The 17839-nt window shown below is 41.9% G+C and carries 15 protein-coding genes; 7 read left to right on the top strand and 8 right to left on the bottom strand.

Features of this window, described 5'->3' with window-relative positions:
- Positions 1 to 195 precede the first annotated feature (195 nt).
- Complete coding sequence (locus V7K42_RS14370; protein ID WP_334917199.1) at positions 196 to 1107, bottom strand: CoB--CoM heterodisulfide reductase iron-sulfur subunit B family protein; 912 nt, start codon at positions 1105 to 1107, stop codon at positions 196 to 198.
- A gap of 422 nt (positions 1108 to 1529) precedes the next feature.
- Here V7K42_RS14370 and acpP point away from each other — a divergent pair, with 422 nt between their 5' ends.
- From acpP to V7K42_RS14350, 4 genes are all read left to right on the top strand, one after another.
- A complete protein-coding gene (gene acpP, locus V7K42_RS14365; RefSeq protein WP_094330284.1) occupies positions 1530 to 1784 on the top strand; it encodes an acyl carrier protein in 255 nt (84 codons plus the stop codon).
- Between the two features lie 295 nt (positions 1785 to 2079).
- Positions 2080 to 3330: a beta-ketoacyl-ACP synthase II gene (gene fabF, locus V7K42_RS14360; protein WP_334917196.1), complete on the top strand. Its 1251-nt coding sequence runs from the start codon at positions 2080 to 2082 to the stop codon at positions 3328 to 3330.
- A 251-nt stretch (positions 3331 to 3581) separates the two neighbouring features.
- A complete protein-coding gene (tkt, locus tag V7K42_RS14355; RefSeq protein ID WP_334917195.1) occupies positions 3582 to 5609 on the top strand; it encodes a transketolase in 2028 nt (675 codons plus the stop codon).
- Between the two features lie 752 nt (positions 5610 to 6361).
- A complete protein-coding gene (locus V7K42_RS14350; protein ID WP_334917193.1) occupies positions 6362 to 6766 on the top strand; it encodes a hypothetical protein in 405 nt (134 codons plus the stop codon).
- A 211-nt stretch (positions 6767 to 6977) separates the two neighbouring features.
- Here V7K42_RS14350 and V7K42_RS14345 read toward each other — a convergent pair whose 3' ends face one another.
- Positions 6978 to 7169, bottom strand: a complete 192-nt coding sequence (locus V7K42_RS14345) for a hypothetical protein (protein WP_094330291.1) — start codon at positions 7167 to 7169, stop codon at positions 6978 to 6980.
- A gap of 373 nt (positions 7170 to 7542) precedes the next feature.
- Complete coding sequence (locus V7K42_RS14340) at positions 7543 to 8148, bottom strand: DUF3318 domain-containing protein (protein WP_334917191.1); 606 nt, start codon at positions 8146 to 8148, stop codon at positions 7543 to 7545.
- 375 nt (positions 8149 to 8523) lie between these two features.
- Between V7K42_RS14340 and V7K42_RS14335 the strand changes: the two genes are divergently transcribed.
- Positions 8524 to 8784: a hypothetical protein gene (locus V7K42_RS14335; protein WP_094330293.1), complete on the top strand. Its 261-nt coding sequence runs from the start codon at positions 8524 to 8526 to the stop codon at positions 8782 to 8784.
- 82 nt (positions 8785 to 8866) lie between these two features.
- On the opposite strand, the gene V7K42_RS14330 is transcribed toward V7K42_RS14335, so the two are convergent.
- From V7K42_RS14330 to V7K42_RS14310, 5 genes are all read right to left on the bottom strand, one after another.
- Positions 8867 to 10513, bottom strand: a complete 1647-nt coding sequence (locus V7K42_RS14330; protein WP_334917189.1) for an iron uptake porin — start codon at positions 10511 to 10513, stop codon at positions 8867 to 8869.
- A gap of 133 nt (positions 10514 to 10646) precedes the next feature.
- On the bottom strand, positions 10647 to 11279 hold the full coding sequence (locus V7K42_RS14325) for a Crp/Fnr family transcriptional regulator (RefSeq protein ID WP_334917187.1): 633 nt from the start codon (positions 11277 to 11279) through the stop codon (positions 10647 to 10649).
- 518 nt (positions 11280 to 11797) lie between these two features.
- Positions 11798 to 12466, bottom strand: coding sequence for a phosphate signaling complex protein PhoU (gene phoU, locus V7K42_RS14320; protein ID WP_334917185.1), 669 nt, complete (start codon positions 12464 to 12466; stop codon positions 11798 to 11800).
- Positions 12467 to 12494: 28 nt separating this feature from the next.
- On the bottom strand, positions 12495 to 13814 hold the full coding sequence (locus V7K42_RS14315) for a sensor histidine kinase (RefSeq protein WP_334917183.1): 1320 nt from the start codon (positions 13812 to 13814) through the stop codon (positions 12495 to 12497).
- Between the two features lie 53 nt (positions 13815 to 13867).
- A complete protein-coding gene (locus V7K42_RS14310; protein ID WP_094345638.1) occupies positions 13868 to 14620 on the bottom strand; it encodes a winged helix-turn-helix domain-containing protein in 753 nt (250 codons plus the stop codon).
- Positions 14621 to 15196: 576 nt separating this feature from the next.
- Here V7K42_RS14310 and V7K42_RS14305 point away from each other — a divergent pair.
- Both V7K42_RS14305 and V7K42_RS14300 read left to right on the top strand, forming a co-directional pair.
- Positions 15197 to 16180 carry a hypothetical protein gene (locus tag V7K42_RS14305; protein WP_334917181.1) on the top strand — a complete coding sequence of 328 codons (984 nt, stop codon included), beginning with the start codon at positions 15197 to 15199 and terminating at the stop codon, positions 16178 to 16180.
- A gap of 53 nt (positions 16181 to 16233) precedes the next feature.
- Positions 16234 to 17313: a hypothetical protein gene (locus V7K42_RS14300; RefSeq protein WP_334917179.1), complete on the top strand. Its 1080-nt coding sequence runs from the start codon at positions 16234 to 16236 to the stop codon at positions 17311 to 17313.
- Positions 17314 to 17839: the final 526 nt, after the last annotated feature.

Genomic DNA, 17839 nt, shown 5'->3' with positions numbered 1-17839 from the left:
GTCAAGAACTCATGCGCGTTCGCAACAAGGAACAAGAGCTTACGACCAAAAACTATGTTTACGCGAAGCGACGGTCGCAGCTACACGAGACATTACCTAAAAACCTTTGATTTTTCAACTATTGAGGAGAAACAAAGCAGGCTTTTGCTTAAGTTAATACTAATCAACTTGTGCCCATACCTTATACTCCACAAACTAAAATCCTAATTTCTCCAGCACTGGCTTAGTGGAAACAACATGACGTTCTAAACCCAGTTCTTTTGGACTAACCCCAAGTGCTAAAGCAATTAACTGGGGTAAATGCAACACTGGTAAACCTAACTTTTGCTCAATAACCTTTTCCACCTCTGGCTGACGCGAGTCTAAATTTAAGTGGCACAGCGGACAAGGTGTAACTATACAGTCAGCACCAGATGTCAAAGCGTCCTGAATATGCATCCCCGCCATCTTGAAAGATTGGGTAGTCGCATAGCTAGCTAGGGGCCAACCACAACATTGTGTCCGGCCTCGGTAATAAATTGGTGTTGCACCCACCGCCCGAAACATATTTTCCATCGCCTCCGGTTGAAATGGGTCGTCATAGGGCATGGACTTTTGGGCGCGGAGCAGATAGCAGCCATAAAAAGCCGCACATTTTAATCCAGTTAACTTTCGGGTGACACGTTTGGTAATTTCCTCCAAACCGTAATCTGTCACCAAAGCGTAGAGGAGATGTTTTACATCAGTACTGCCACGATAAGGCGAACAGCCTTCTTTATGCAGCAAACCATTAACCTGTTCAATGTAGTTAGGGTCAGTTGTCTTACATTCTTTCAGGTGTTCGTTGACATGACCAATAACACCCTGACAAGTACTGCAATGAGTAAGTAAGGGTAAATTTAATTCTTCAGCTAAAGCAATATTTCTAGCGTTGACTGTATCTTCCAGCAGTTGGGAATCTTCTTTAAATGTGCCGGAACCGCAGCAAGCAGCTTTTTTAAGTTCAACCAATTCAATACCCAGTGCTTTGGTAAGAGCTTGAGTTGACTGATAAAGTTCCCGACAGGCCCCTTGGGCAACACAACCAGGGAAGTAAGCGTATTTGAGTTTGAGTGTCTGAGATAGCATAGAGGTATATTTGGGTTAGGGCGATCGCTCTAAACAATAACTGTTTTATTACTCCTTGTTAGCACTAAAGTTCTGATGTTTGACATTCAGTGACCCTTTAACCATCTAGGTTAAAAGCCACAGCGTCTATATATTATGATTGCTAGCAAGGCTGTGAATACTGACCAAGACACTGTAAAAAAATTTAGCAATAGACTTAGACAACTGAAGCATTTATACGGTATCGGCGATGGCGTAGCCTCCTCCCCTACCCAATTCCCAGAAAACTTACCCTATCCTTTTGAGGGATGGGAGGGGTTTTCTAAGAGAAAGACCCTTGGTAGTGTACGGGCGATCGCGCTTGACGATAAGATGTATATGCTCAAAACAATGTCTCCTGTAAAGAGCAGCTCCTAGCAACTGGTTAAGGACTTTTACTATTTATGAGCCAAACGGAACTTTTTGATAAGGTCAAGAAAATTGTCGCCGAACAACTGAGTGTTGACGACCCTGCCAAAATCACACCCCAGTCAAAGTTTATGGACGATCTGGGAGCAGACTCCTTAGATACCGTTGAACTGGTGATGGCTTTGGAAGAAGAATTTGATATCGAAATTCCTGACGAAGCTGCCGAGCAGATTATATCGGTTCAAGACGCAGTAGATTACATCAATAACAAAGTTACCGCATCAGCATAAAAAAGTTTTGAGTCTTTGTTCGCCCTTGGCGTTTCCCCTTCTCCCAAAGGGAGAGGCTAGCGCCAAAGGAGAAGTTCAGATGGCTTTGTCTCACCCCCTCTGGGCATTGATGGCAAAAACCACTGCTTTGACTTTTCGCTGAGTGCTGAATAGTTAAAAGTTTAAGAGTTAGAGTTTTAGGAGGCAAAATTTTGGAGTTTTCTCTATCTTTGGGTGCTTCCAAAACTTAAAACTCACAACTTGAAACTCAGCACTGTTTAATGCCTGCTGCTTTTTCGCCACATTTAACTGAATCATGACAGATCATACACGTAAACGCGTTGTTGTAACTGGTGTTGGCGCGATTACACCAATAGGTAACACAGCAACAGAATATTGGGATGGATTATTGAGTGGACGCAATGGCATTGACTACATCACATTTTTTGATGCGTCTCGCCATGATTGCCGGATTGCTGGTGAGGTAAAAAACTTCGATCCACATGATTATTTAGAGCGCAAAGACGCGAAGCGCATGGATCGATTTGCCCAATTTGGGGTTTCAGCAGCAAAACAGGCTCTATCTAACGCGCAGTTAGTTATTAATGAACTGAATGCAGAACAGGTAGGTGTCATGATCGGTTCTGGCGTTGGCGGCATTAAAGTATTAGAAGACCAGCAAACTATCTACCTCAACCGCGGGCCTGATCGCTGTAGTCCATTCATGATACCGATGATGATCGCCAATATGGCAGCAGGATTAACGGCAATTCACACGGGTGCTAAAGGGCCAAATTCCTGCCCAGTAACTGCCTGCGCTGCTGGCTCCAACGCTGTAGGTGATGCTTTTCGCTTAATTCAAGGGGGATATGCCCAAGCGATGATTTGCGGTGGAACAGAGTCAGCTGTGACACCATTATCAATGGCTGGGTTTGCCGCTTGCAAAGCCCTCTCTTTTCGCAATGACGATCCGGCTCATGCTTGCCGTCCCTTTGACCGCGATCGCGATGGATTTGTCTTGGGTGAAGGTTCAGGAATTTTAATTTTAGAAGAACTGCAACACGCCCTAAGTCGCGGCGCTCACATTTATGCCGAAATGATCGGCTATGGTATGACCTGTGACGCATACCATATTACTTCCCCCGTCCCTGGTGGACTTGGAGCCGCTAGAGCGATAGAATTGGCGCTCAAAGATGGCGGTATCACCCCCGAACAAATTAGCTACATTAATGCCCACGGCACTAGTACCTCGGCTAATGATTCAACTGAAACCTCAGCCATCAAAAAAGCCTTCGGAGAACATGCCTATAAGGTGGCAATTAGCTCAACTAAATCGATGACAGGTCATCTATTAGGCGGTTCTGGAGGTATTGAAGCAGTAGCAACAGTACTGGCGATCGCTAATGACCAAATTCCACCGACAATCAATCTGGAAAATCCCGATCCTGAATGTGACTTAGATTACGTGCCTAACTCCAGCCGCGCTCAAAAAGTTGAGGTGGCAATATCGAATTCTTTTGGGTTCGGCGGTCATAATGTCACACTGGCCTTTAAGAAATACGTCTAAAAATTTCCCATTTTATCGTAGTCATCTCTCCTGAAATGACTGCGCTAAAAGTATCAGAAATATCATTCCGATATAACTTAAGCGTTCAGCATGACCCAATTATCAGCTTGATTTATCACTAGAAACTCAGGAGATCCCGCTTGTCCATCGCCAAGTGGGAATGGGATGATGAGGATACTGTGGGGAATCTAAAATAACCCCAGCAAGAGATGCTACAAAGAGTGCTAACCCGTCGTTAAAAACAAGAGATTATGACTGTTGCAACCCAATCCCTCAAAGAACTTTCCCTCGAAGAACTTTGTATTAACTCGATCCGCTTCTTGGCTGTTGATGCTGTAGAAAAAGCAAAATCAGGACACCCAGGACTGCCAATGGGCGCGGCTCCGATGGCTTTTGTCCTCTGGGATCAATTTTTGAAGTTTAATCCCAAGAATCCTAAATGGTTTAATCGCGATCGCTTTGTCTTGTCTGCCGGTCATGGCTCAATGTTGCAGTATGCCCTACTGTACCTCGCAGGCTACGATAGCGTCACCATCGAAGATATCAAACAATTCCGTCAGTGGGAATCTAAAACCCCCGGACACCCCGAAAACTTCATGACCCCAGGCGTGGAAGTGACAACTGGCCCCTTGGGTCAAGGAATCGCCAATGGAGTCGGTTTAGCGATCGCCGAAGCACACCTTGCCGCTAAATATAACAAACCCGATACCAAGATTGTTGACCATTACACCTACGTAATTTTAGGTGATGGTTGCAACATGGAAGGAATTTCTGGTGAAGCTTGTTCTTACGCAGGACACTTGGGATTAGGCAAACTCATTGCTTTGTATGATGACAACCACATCTCCATCGACGGTTCCACAGATGTGGCATTCACCGAAGATGTTTCTAAGCGCTTTGAAGCTTACGGTTGGCACGTTTTACATGTCAAAGATGGTAATACAGATTTAGAAGCGATCGCTAAAGCAATTGAAGAAGCTAAAGCTGTCACCGATAAACCATCAATGATTAAGGTGACAACCACCATCGGTTATGGTTCCCCCAATAAACAAAACACTGCTGGCGTTCACGGTGCTGCTTTGGGTGCAGACGAAATTGCCTTGACTCGTAAACAACTGAAATGGGAATACGAGCCTTTCGTTATTCCCGAAGAAGCCCTCAACCACACACGGAAAGCAGTTGAGCGCGGCGCAGGTTACGAAGACGAATGGAACAAAACATTTGCCGACTACAAAGCTAAGTATGCCCAAGAAGCAACTGAATTTGAACGCTACATTAGCGGCAAACTACCCGATGGTTGGGATAAAGTACTACCAGCCTACACCCCAGAAGACAAAGGATTGCCCACCCGGAAGCACTCAGAAACCTGCCTCAACAAATTAGCAGCAGTTTTACCTGAATTGATTGGTGGTTCGGCTGACTTGACCCACTCCAACCTTACCGAAGTCAAGGGCAAAGGCGACTTTCAAAAAGGGCAATACGAAAACCCCAACATCCACTTTGGTGTCCGAGAACATGCTATGGGCGCAATCTGTAATGGCATAGCGCTGCACAGTTCGGGATTAATTCCTTACGGTGCTACCTTCTTAATCTTCACAGACTACATGCGTGCTGCCATCCGCTTATCTGCCCTTTCCCAAGCGGGTGTAATTTGGGTGATGACTCACGACTCCATTGGACAAGGTGAAGATGGCCCAACACACCAACCCATTGAAACTCTGGCTTCCTTGCGTGCCATTCCTAATTTAACGGTGTTTCGTCCCGCAGACGGTAACGAAACCTCTGGCGCTTATAAAATAGCGATCGAGAAAGCCAAGCAAAACGCTCCATCTCTGTTGGCGTTAACCCGTCAAAATGTCCCCAACTTGGCAGGTACATCAATTGAGAACGTAGCGAAAGGTGGATACACCGTGGTAGATAGCGAAGGTACACCTGAGATTATCTTGATTGGTACTGGTTCAGAATTGAGCCTCGCCGTTGGCGCAGCCGAAAAACTTAAAGCCGAAGGTAAGAAAGTCCGTGTCGTCTCCCTACCTTCATGGGAACTATTTGAAGCACAGGATGCAGCCTATAAAGAGTCTGTTCTACCGAAAGCTGTCACCAAGCGTTTATCTGTAGAAGCTGCTAGCAGTTTCGGTTGGCACAAATACGTGGGTACTGAAGGCGATTGCGTTAGTATCGATCGTTTTGGTGCTTCGGCTCCAGGTAATGTTTGTCTAGAGAAGTTTGGCTTTAGCGTTGATAATGTTTTAGCTAAAGCTAAACAATTGTTGGGTTAATAGCAATAGAATATTCTCAAAATTTTGTAGGGTGGGCTGAAATGCCCGCCTTTTTTTACGAAGCTTTTTGATTTATGTAAGCTTTAATTTTTATATTTATTTTGGGAATAATGAAAATGTAGAGAATCAAACCTAACTATGTCTGTAGATTGTATTCTCAATCAAATTTTTGTCGTGTTGGATTTGAATAATCAAGCATTATATTTAAATTGATTAGGGTAGACAATGAAAAAGTACCGATGTGAGTTTTGCCATGAATGGTTGGATGAAGAAGATTACCTAAGGCATCACCAAGAACAACCATAAAGTCTTATTTGCTTTGGTAAGCGATGCCTACAACGGGCTATGCCTACGCAACGCTTGGCTACTAAACCATTAACCCCGTTTCCTGAGTTTAATTATTTTGTCAACTATCTTTAGACAGATAGGGGAAATACTACGCGGCTCGTCGTCAGAAATGGCTTGCTAGTAATGAAAAATGAAATTTGCATCCCAGAGAATATTCTGTGGATACTGAATTTATTTTGTCAATGTGTAATCTTTAGCATTGTTTATTCAATCAGCAGGGCCTCCTGTGGACTTAATTTATATTCATGCTTTCAGTGGATGCAGTTATGACTTTATAAATGCGACTATATATATGTCCTCAAACAATAGATAGTTGCTGTTGTCCAGTTGAAACAATATGATTTTCTCTGACTCCAGTAACTTTAGATTTATCCAATTGTTTGATGTTTTGAGAAGGTAACACAATGAATAACATCCTAAAGCGCACACTTCTACCCAGCCTCATGGCTGCAAGTTTAACCGGCGTAACTTTGGTTCCCGCTAAACCGGCTGCTGCTGATGATCAAGTACTACGAGATGCAGGTATTGGGGCTGTTACCAACGTCGTCACTGGAGCCGTTAGAGGAAATGGTAATGTATTAGGCAATGCCGTCAAAGGTGGCGTTACTGGTGCAGCCGTTAACGGTGCAAATGGTCTGAGAAACACTCGCAATCGCCGTCACCGGAGCGTTGTTCAAGATGTGGGAGTTGGTGCAGGCACTAGCGCAGTAACTGGCGTAGTTACTGGCGATGGCAGAGATACCCTTGGGAATGCTGTTGATGGTGCAGCTGTAGGTGCAGCAATCCATCTGCTCACCAATGGCAAATAATTCTGTAAATTCATCAGCGAAAATACTTCCCAGATGTTTACAAGTGCAACTTGTAAACACTACGAACTTATCCTTCCTTTAATTCCTCTCCTTTTAGGATGAGCAAATACAGCCCCCTACCCTTATTAGGGATAGGGGGCTGGTGGGTTAGATTTATATTGGGATGTGTGCCACCATCAAGTTCAGATGACTTTAAACTTAATAGTAAACTCTAGCCCTTCAACGCTTTTCGAAAGTTTCGACGATAGGATTGATTTGTAAGAAACAAAGCTGGCCATAGCAAAGACAAACCAATGCGATTGGTCAAAGTTGGATTAAAATTAGTCCGCCCAAACCCGTTCCAAAATTTCCAAACGCCGCCTCCGTAAACCCCTATCAAGCCAATAACAATTAAAGTACCCATTCCTATCAACCCCGTTAGTAACTGACAGAATTTAAGTTAAGTTTTACCACACTAGGTAAGCACTTCATAAGCAACACCGAGAAGGTATGATAGAACTCCCCATTTATATCTAAGTCAGTTAAACACACATTCTCTTATTCCAGTGTAGGATAGCCCCATGCATTGCAGCTAGTTGGAGGCTCATGTCTCGCACCTTGTTAGAAGCCTTGAGCTAAATATACAAAGCCGTATTTGTGGCTAAAAACTTGCTGTAGTCAGGAATAAAGTATCAATCATGCTAAAAATTAAGCTTAGACAATACCAAAACCTCATCTAAATTTTAGGTATCTTGGGAGCGATCGCTCTCAAAAACCCATATCCAGAAACATTTATTCTACTTATCATAACTTTCTGGCATACCCACTGATGATAAACCTGCGATCGCTCTGAGATTTTGGCAACGAATCAACTCAGTAAAATTTAAACCAGAACGCCCTTCAATTTTGGCTACCGCTTCAATGGCAGATAACAGTTGCTGCGCTGCTTCTGCTTCGGAATAACCTCGCCGTTGTGCTATGCGAATTGCTGCTGCGTCGGCATTTAACTCTGACTCAAGAGATTTATTAGTGCGCCAGATCCGAAAAGCAGCGATCGCACTTAACCCCCCTGCTACGGCGACACCCACTACATCTGACTGCGATGCTTCCAAGAATCCACCTAACAGACCCGCCAGCATCACACCTTGATAAATGTCGGGTTTAAACCACTTCACCCCTGTCAACCAGCTAACCATCTGCAACAGCAGCAAATCTCGTTGCGGCTTTGCTAGGCGAGGCCACAAATCAAAATTAATATATATCGGTCGCGCCTGATTCCAGGGTTGGGGAAAGGAGGCATAAATTACTTTTGCTTGCTCTGGCTTACTAACGATTTTTGTCGTCATCCGACCAGAAGCAGGCATCACATCTAATAAACGGCGAATTTCAACATTTGGCTCCATAAATTTAATTATTAGCCATCATGTGCATAGTAATTATTTTAGTTACCATTTGTGTTAACCTTTGATTTGTGAGATGCTCTCGCAGTCTTTCTAAATAATTATTCTACTTAGCGAAAATCTCTATAAATGGCGATTTATAGCACAAGCCTTGGTGGTTAGGACATCAACAAATGATGAAACTTAGACACAAAAAAACCTTTCACCCAGTCGCCAGTCCCTAGTCCCCAGTCCCTTGCTATATATATAGTTCAGACAAAGCCATAAGAATATTGATTAAGCAGTTCGATAGTGTGGCGGGATTTTATAGTATCCGTTTGCCTCTAAGTTCAAAACCTCAAAGTTTTGGATAATCATTGATACTACAGTTGTAACGACATGGACGCTTTTGCTACCCTCCCACCTGAATGGACGAATAAGGCAGTACATGCATCTGAATTTTGCTGTCCTAACTGCCACTCAACTAGCCGAGAAGCTGAAAAAGTTTGGCTAAATCGGCGATCGCCTGTTTTTACAGAAGACCGTCGTCGCAAATGGCAAGAGTTTTACTCCTGTCACTGTAGTACTGTGTGGTGGGCTTGGAGTAGCGATCGCCCTCCAAAAGATATATCTAATCAATCAGATTATAATCCCACATAACTAATTTTTTCCTGAACAAAAGCCCACCTTCAGGCGGGCTTTTGTTTATCTAATTCTGAGCTTTATTTCCCATTACCTAGTTTTAGAAGGTAAAGGTAGTACGTAAAGTGCCTACATATTCAGTGTCGTTAGCGTCATTATGCTCTGGATTGAAGATTACCAATAAGCCAGGGGTGACTTGAATATTATCGGAAACCTTGAACTTATAAAGACCCTCTAAGTGATAAGATGTATTGTCATCTAAGTTAATATTGCCAGCAGCATTTTTGATGCTACCACCAGTAACTTTGGGTGGTTGACCAAAGATCACACCTAAGACATTACCTTTTCCACCAAAGTCTCTCAAAGCAAGCGCTCCAGCCCAATACCAAATATCTGCATCTGTACCCGCATTTGCACCAGTAATCGCATCAGCAGTTGTATAACCTCCCCAACCACTAATAGCTAACTTAGGGCTAAATTGGAAGGTAGCTTCTACACCGTAGTTGTTGGATAGAGTACGAGTGTTATTCCCAAAGGGATTGTTAGCAAAAATACTACCTGTACCTTGGAAAAGGTTATTGTTAACAGTATTGTTAACAAGATTAGTTTGATAAGTACGAGCGTAAGTTAGACCAATATTAAAGGCTTTGGTGGGCTGGAAAGATAACTGACCAAAAATAGCGTTATCGCCATCCAACAACCCATTATTGAGGGTAGGGTCATTAGCAGTCCTAGCTAGATAAGCACCACTCAAGCTGATGGCACCTTTAGGATTGAAAGTAACAGTTACACCAGCGCCACCTTGACCTTGGCGATATATGGGGCTGAAACGTCCATAGCGGGAGAGCGCACCTCTGGCAGAGCTAGCAAAGTCAGAATTGAAGGTATTAACGTTTTCGTATAATTCGCCACCACTAGCATCAACTTTGACACGTAGTGCATCAGTCAAGTTAAAGGCATAGTTGATTTTATCGATTACAACAGAGTTGTTGTTGTTACCATCAAAAGCCAAGCGGGTCATGTTAGTACCGCTCACAGCAGCATTAGAGATCGTGTTATTGGCATTCAGACGGATTTGTAACTGGTCTTTACCAGTGAAACTACTGAACAAGTTCAAACGAACGCGATCGCTAAAAGTGGTGTTAGAATCCAAATCTTGATTCTGATTACCACCACCAGGAACTGCCCTATTTCCACCAAAAACATCAGACACGGCGAAAATTGCTTCTCCAACCAGCTTGGTGGTAGTGGAGAACTGATTGGCTTCCAATTCAGAAGTTCGGGCTTCTAGTCCATCCACCCGACCGCGCAGGGTTGCTAGTTCAGCAGAATATTCTTCTTGTAAGCGCTGTAAAGTAGCTAAATCTTGTTTGCTGACCAAATCAGCAGTAGCTGTAGCAATCAGTTCGTTAACCCGGTCTAAACAGGCATTCAAACCTGCGGCAAATTCATAACGGGTCAAAGCACGGTTCCCACGATAAGTACTGTTGGGATAACCTGCAATACAGCCGTAGCGTTCAACTAAAGATTGTAAAGCTTGGAATGCCCAATCTGTGGGCTGCACATCAGAAAATTGCGAAACTGATGTTACCTGATTCATACTGTTAGAGTCTTGAGCCTCAGATAACTGGGTAACATTTGTTACTGGTTCGTTTACTTCCGCAGCTAAGGCATTATTCGCAGCAAAAAATGTCGCAGCTAGAACAACCGGACTAACCTTAATCAGATTCCAGAATCGTTTTGTCATGTTTTTACTCTCACTCACACTTAGATAATCCAGTCATTTATAGAGTGCTTATGGCACTTTACTTTCAGGGATTATACACACATCCACAGCGATGATTATACCTTATATCTTCCGATTATTACAAGCAATTTAGTTAAGATACTGCGGAACCATAATTTTTAATTAACTTACGACTTGGTAAACGCAAAATAATGCGGCGTTTATGACGTAAAACTGTTCCTTCTTCCTCCAACTGTTGTAGGATTCGGGTAATTGTTACTCGTGTAGTATTTAAAACTTCAGCAATATCTTGATGTGTAACATTTAAATCAATTAGCTTACCCTTATCTACATCACGTCCAAATTTTTCGCTTAACCACACTAAAAACTGCCACAAACGGAGCGAAATAGGTTTTTGATGCACAATGCTTAATAAATCCTCTGCCTGTTGAATATGAGACAATAAAGCATTAATATCTTGATGCCACAAATGAGGTGGCACAATGCTTAGTTCCACGCCCGTGAGACATTCAATCTGGTAGGGCTTGACTCTAGACAAAGGATAGCCAATCAAATCTCCTAATCCCCAATAACCAAGAGTGATGAATGTTCCATCTTCACTCCACGTTAGGGTACGAACTGCACCGTATTCAATACGCCAAAGTACGTCATTTTGATGTGGAATTACTTCCCTACGGGTAAATATCTGCTGGGGTAATTGTCCGCTTAAAGCAGAGCTATTTGACACGGCAGAAAAATTTGAAGTAGTAGTTGTGGAATATATCATTAACCGTAACTACATAATTATCAGGAAATCTCGCTATTTACAATGATTAAGATGCTCTAATAATTGGTATCAAAATTTACCTACATAATTGAAGGACACTCTTCTCAGTTTGAGCTAGGGACTAGCTCAAAATTTTCCGATGGTAATAACTTCTGATTTTAGATATCTATCAATAGAGATAGAACAAAACTTTTCGGTTATTTATAGCAACAGCCAAGGTGGTTAGGACATCAACAGATGATGAAACTTAGACAGAAGAAGGCTTTTCACCCAGTCCCCAGTCCTTAATCCCCAATCTCTTGCTATATTTGTTACTTTAATTGTGCAAGTTTAAGAAAAGGTAAGCTTTTAGTAAAATGTTTAGTTAACTTATTTTTAATTCTTGAGTGTTTGCTGAACACTAAGTAAGTGTGTAGGCACAAATAATTATGAAGAGACTAGGGTGAAATGGCGCTTACTTCACATAGATTTAGATCCCCAACTTTTTAAAAAAGTGGGGGTTCTGGGCAGCAATTCAATTAAGAGCGTTGACCGGTGACAATATATGCTACCCTTTGACCGATATTAGTAGCATGATCTGCCATCCGTTCTAGACAACGAATTGCCAGTGCTAGCAGCACAATTGGCTCAACTACACCAGGCACATCCCGTTGTTGGGCTAAAGTTAGATAAACGCGATCGTAGGCATCGTCTACAGTATCATCTAGGTGCTTTAAACGGCGACCACCGCCTTCATCAAAATCTCCTAAAGCCTTCAAGCTAGTTGCTAGCATCGCCTGCGCGTGAAGGGACATAGCTTCAATCTCAGATATACACGGATGAGGCGCATAAGGAAAAATTTTAATTGCAATCTCAGCTAAATCTTCAGCATAATCACCAATGCGCTCTAAGTCTCGCACTAACTGCATAAAAGCACTCAAGCAGCGCAAATCTTGATCCGTAGGTGCTTGCAGTGTCATAATCGCCGTACAATCTGATTCGATTTGCCGATAAAAGCGATCGATCTTTTTATCTAATCGGGGGAGTTCCTCCGCTGCTGTTAAGTTCCGAGCAAATAAGGCTTGGTGGCTGAGGCGAAATGATTGTTCTACCAAAGCACCCATGCGTAATACATCCCGTTCTAAGCGCCTAATGGCGCGTGCGAGTTGGGGTCTTTGAGGATTGGGAGTATAATCGACAGCTTTCACACTTGTTGTCTCAAACGTGAAGATATTACTAACTATAGTCTTGGCTTAAGGAGTTTGCCATAACTTGAGGAAATTGGAGTTGCATCCACGCCCCCCCAGTTTCTGGATGGTTCATAGCTTTGATTGAACCACCGTGGGCAATCAGAATTTGCTCAACGATCGCTAATCCTAAACCATTGCCAACGATCGCTCCAATGGAGTTACTATCTTGTGGGGAATGGGTTCGCGCTTTATCTCCTCGATAAAATCGCTCAAAAACGTGGGGTAAATCTGCTTCAGAAAACCCAACTCCAGAATCAATAAGATTTATTTCCAGAATTGGAGAGGCCCCATCATTATCTTTTGTTGATAAGATTTTCGCTTCAACATAAATACTTGTAGAAGGAGAACTGTATTTAATACTGTTGTCTAGCAAGTTGAGAAAAACTTGGAAAATTCGGGCTTGATCTGCCTTAATCCAGAGATTTTCTGGGCCAGAATAACAAAGAGATAGATGTTGGCGCTGTGCTAAGGGTTCTAGTGTTTCCCAAACAGATGTAATTAGCGATCGCAATTCTACAGCTTTGGCTTGTAATTGCATGGTTGGGTTTGCTTCCATTTGGGTCAGGTCTAACCAGCTTTGCACTAAGTTAATCAACCGATCGACTTCTTGCATCAAACGGTTAACCCAACGATTGAGAGGCGGTTCCAAGCGGATTTGTAACGTTTCCACAACCAAGCGAATCGAAGTTAAGGGCGTTCTGAGTTCGTGGGCTAGATCGGAAAAAGAGCGATCGCGGACTTGATTTATATCTAATAGGGGTTGACGATTTTCTAAAAACACCCCCACTTGTCCATTGGGTAAAGGCAAACTAGATGCCCGCAAAGCCAGAGATTTTATTGTTTGCATCTCTGCTGCATCATCACAAGATGGATGAAATATCCATTCTCCCGTTTGTGGTTTTTGGCGATCGCGAGTTTGCTCAATTAAATGGTCAAGTTCGTAAGACCGTACTAACTCTAATAACAAGCGTACCTGTTCTGGTTGCCACCTTTGCAGATACAAAATTTCCTGCGCTTGCCGATTACACCAAAGCAGTTGATTTTCCTCATCCACCTGCAAATATCCCACTGGTGCAAAATCTAGCAAGTCTTGGTAGGTTTGCAATGATTGCTGCAAATCTTGCCGTTGCTGCTTCACCATCGCTATTTCCTGCCGCAACCCAGGAATCAGCAGCAGTCCCATCTTGGAGGAATGGGAGGTTAACGGTCGGAGTAAGCGCCCCAGGTAGCGGTTAAGTTGAACCTGTTGCCAAACCCAAAACCCAATGCCTACCGCTAAACCCAGAGAAAATCCCAATAAAAGCATTTGAGTTGTTAGTTTCTTGGTGACTACTAAAAACTAACAACTATCCCAACTAATTATCCAAACCTATAGCCAAAACCTCGTACAGTCACAATATATTCGGGATGACTGGGGTCTTGCTCTAGTTTTTCGCGCAACCACCGAATATGAACGTCTACGGTTTTACTATCACCAACGAAATCTGGCCCCCAAACCTGATCGAGCAATTGTTCTCGCGACCATACCCGACGGGCGTAACTCATAAACAGTTCTAGCAAGCGGAACTCTTTAGGCGAAAGGCTCACCTCTTGACCGCGAACTAGCACCCGACATTCTTGAGGATTCAAGGTGACATCCTTGAATTTTAATACTGGTATTGGTGGTAAATTACTTAGGCGTTGGCGGCGGAGTAAAGCGCGACAACGAGCCACTAACTCACGCATACTAAAAGGTTTGGTCAGATAGTCATCTGCTCCCACCTCTAACCCCAGAACGCGGTCAGTTTCACTACCCTTCGCACTGAGCATTAAAATAGGTACTGGGTTGCCTTGATGACGCAGCAAACGGCAAATATCTAACCCATTGATTTGCGGTAGCATCAAATCAAGAACGATCAGATCGAAGGGAACTTCCCCTGAGTTGGTTTCAAAACTTTTGAGATACTCTATAGCAGACCGCCCATCGGGGGCAGTTATCACCCCGTAACCTTCCTCTTCCAGGGCTACAGCTAGCATTTCCTGGATTAATTCTTCATCTTCTACTACTAGAATACGGCTGGTTTGCCCAATGTCCGTTCTGGCAGAGTATTTGGTCGATTCAGTGGTATACATTGATATCACAAAAGTCTAGGACTGTGCTTGTATCAATTGGCATGATTAAATCTATTATCTCGTCTTAGTGCAACGGCGTTTCTGCTAGAGTTAATTCTTTTAGATTTTCTTTACAAAAAGTGACACACACTACGTCACTCTTTTAAATCACTGTGACTGCCAGTTTTTAAGATTTTGTTGTGTGACGCAATTACATGAAAGATTGTCTTGACAAGAAGAGATTACGTTGGGTATATTTATTTTAGTACAAAAATACTATAAAAACTTAAAGGGAAAACTATACAGCGCTTCCTGCTGTTATGAAGTACAGTTTCTCCCCTCCCCGCTACCTCCTCTAGCCTTTTCTAGTTTTTCAGGACTAAGAACGTACCTCACAATAGCGGGAACTGCTATACCTAAAAACAGAAGGACAAATATGTGGAAAATTCGGATCACCTAAGTGTCATCTGTTGATCATTTCAGTATTTACACTGCGTTAAAATGTCAATTCAAAGGCTACTCTGATGTCTGCATAGGGTAGTCCTTGGTATGGCTTGCTACCCAATAAATCATTTGCCTATTGAAGGGAGTTGGAAGATGACTACAGTTGGAGTCAAGGACAGCAAACAACAACTAATGCAAGCATTTCAACAAATTATTATCCAAAGAAAAAAGCTGGAATCTAAAATAGCAACCAAACAAGAGGAAGCAGATAAGGCAAAAAGTCAAGAAATTCTGCAAGTAGCTTCTGCATATACGGTTGATAGTATTGTCAAAGGTTTAGCTGATTTACAATTAGAGTTTGGCAGTATTCTCAACGGATTATCTGAAAAACTAGCTCAGGAAAATTCCAAGCTAGATGAATTGAACCGAGGTATAGAAATTGAAACGCAACGCTTACAAGAGCTTCAACAAATCAGAGTTGTAGCGGATACTCTAGATATTCTAAGTCAAGAACACCAAGAAAAATTAAAAACCCTAGAACAAGATACTATCAGCAAAAGGGAAGCATTAGAGAAAGAAATTACAATTAGGCGGAAAGAATGGCAAAAAGAACAAGCCGAGTATGAAGAAAAACTGCAAGCATATAATGATTTATTAGCTAAAGATCGCCAACAAGAACAAGAAGAATCTCTATATAAGTTAGAAACTACTCGTAAACTCAATACAGACAGCTACAAAGCAGTAAAACGTCAACAACAAAGAGAAATCCAAGAAAATTCTCAAAAGAAAGAGAAAGATTGGGCAGAACGAGAGAAGATATTCGCTGAACGCCAACCACTATTTGGAGAGTATCAACAAAAAGTAGCTATATTTCCTAACGAACTGGAAGAATCCGTTAAGAAAGCTAGGGAAGAAGCAATTAAAGAAACAAGCCAAAAAGCTAAAATTGAGGCTGATTTATTTGAGAGAGAATGGGAATCTAACAAACAGAGTTACGAGCAAAAAATTCAATCTCTAGAAGAAACAATTAAGAAACAATCTGAGCAAATAGAAGGGATTTCTGCTCAATTGCAGACAGCATTAAAACAATCACAAGACTTAGCTATGAGGGCTTTTGGTAGTTCTAATCCTAAATAGTTACAAGTTCTTAGCATCTTAACCATTTTTAATTCCTGAAGAGGAGGTTTGTTGTGGTGGTGAAAAAGCCGACTGATAAGAATACTAAAGTAGAAATTCTTCAGGCATTTGAGGAGTTAGCTAAAGAAAAAACAGCGCTGAAATCGGAACTTGAAAAAGTTGCCAAAGAAAACCAGTCTGTAACTAAAGAACAGCCAAAATTAGAACAAAAAATAGCTATGAATCAGCTTTCTAGCGTCCAACAGAAGATGAACAATACAATTGAAAGCTTGGCGAAGATTCAATTAGGTTTTGGCAGTGCTGCTAATGAATTATCAGAACAGCTAACCACAAAAGCCTCTAAGTTAGAAGAAATCAGGCGAAATTTAGAAGAGGAAATCCAACAATTAACACAACTGCACAAGTTGGAAGTTTCTGATGATATATTGGATACTCTCATCCAAGCTTATGAAGATAATACGAAAGCTTATCAGGAAGAATCTAGCCAGCGTTCTGAAGTGTTATTCCAAGAAATATTAGAACAAAGGAATACTTGGGTAAAAGAACAGGAGGAACATCAACGAACGATAAAAGAACGAAATGAAAACTTGAATAAAACTCGGCAACGCGATGCATCAGAGTATAAATATAATTTAGAACTTCAACGTCAGCTACAAAGTGACGAATACGAACAACAGCAGAAAGCACTATATAAACAACTGGAAGAATTACTACAAGAAACAGAGAAACAGTGGGCTGAACGAGAGAAAGCAATTGCTGAAAGAGAGAAACAATTTGAAGAATTAAAAGCTAAGGTAGAGGCTTTTCCGAAAGATAAAGAAGCAGCTATCAAGAAAGCTACAGAAGAAGGCAAAGGCATCGCCCACTACCAAGCTAAAGTAAAATCAGATTTATATTCTAAGGAAGTGGAAGGGCAAAAGCGTTTTTATGAACAGAGACTGCAATCTCTAGAACAAACTATTACTAACCAAGAGACGCGGATTCAAAATCTTTCTAAACAACTTGAATCTGCTCTCAAACAAGTTCAGGATTTGGCAGTGAAAGCGATTGAAGGTACTTCAAATGTTAATTCCTATCAGGCAATCAAAGAAATAGCTTTAGAACAGGCAAAAACTCAAGCGAAAAATAAATAAGCTGATTTCTTTTTGATGATATTAGTAGAGACTTAATTTAAATTAAGTCTCTACTACGAACTATATATAACGTTTCTTATTCGGTTTTCTTTGGTTTTTTGATGTCTGGGGGGGGTTGTAGTTTCTTCTTTGTTCCGGTAGCCTGTGTTTGCTGAAATGCTTGCTTAGAATTTGGCTCTTGACTAGACATAATACTGAATTTGAAAATTTACTACAATATTATCTACATCACGAGTATTGTTGATTACAGAAATATATCATATAAAATTTAAGTTTCGCTAAAAAAAGTTAGTAAATAATATTACCACTGTAAGAACCTTAAGTTTGAACGGGATAAATATAAATCTTAATGTAGGAATCGGATTTGATTAATGAAAAAATTTAAGTATATGTAGGGAAGCCACTCCTGTGGGCGGGTTTCCCTGTTTCCCTGGGAGCATCTCACTTTTGCAAATATAGGTGTAATTGAGGGAAGATAGTTACACTCACAATACCCAGGCAAGTGCAATTACTATGAACCCTGAAG

It is taken from the genome of Nostoc sp. (assembly GCF_036917455.1).
GTDB lineage: Bacteria > Cyanobacteriota > Cyanobacteriia > Cyanobacteriales > Nostocaceae > Nostoc.
The sequence above is the reverse complement of the archived record's forward strand: the minus strand, read 5'-3'. Positions and strand labels throughout refer to the sequence as shown.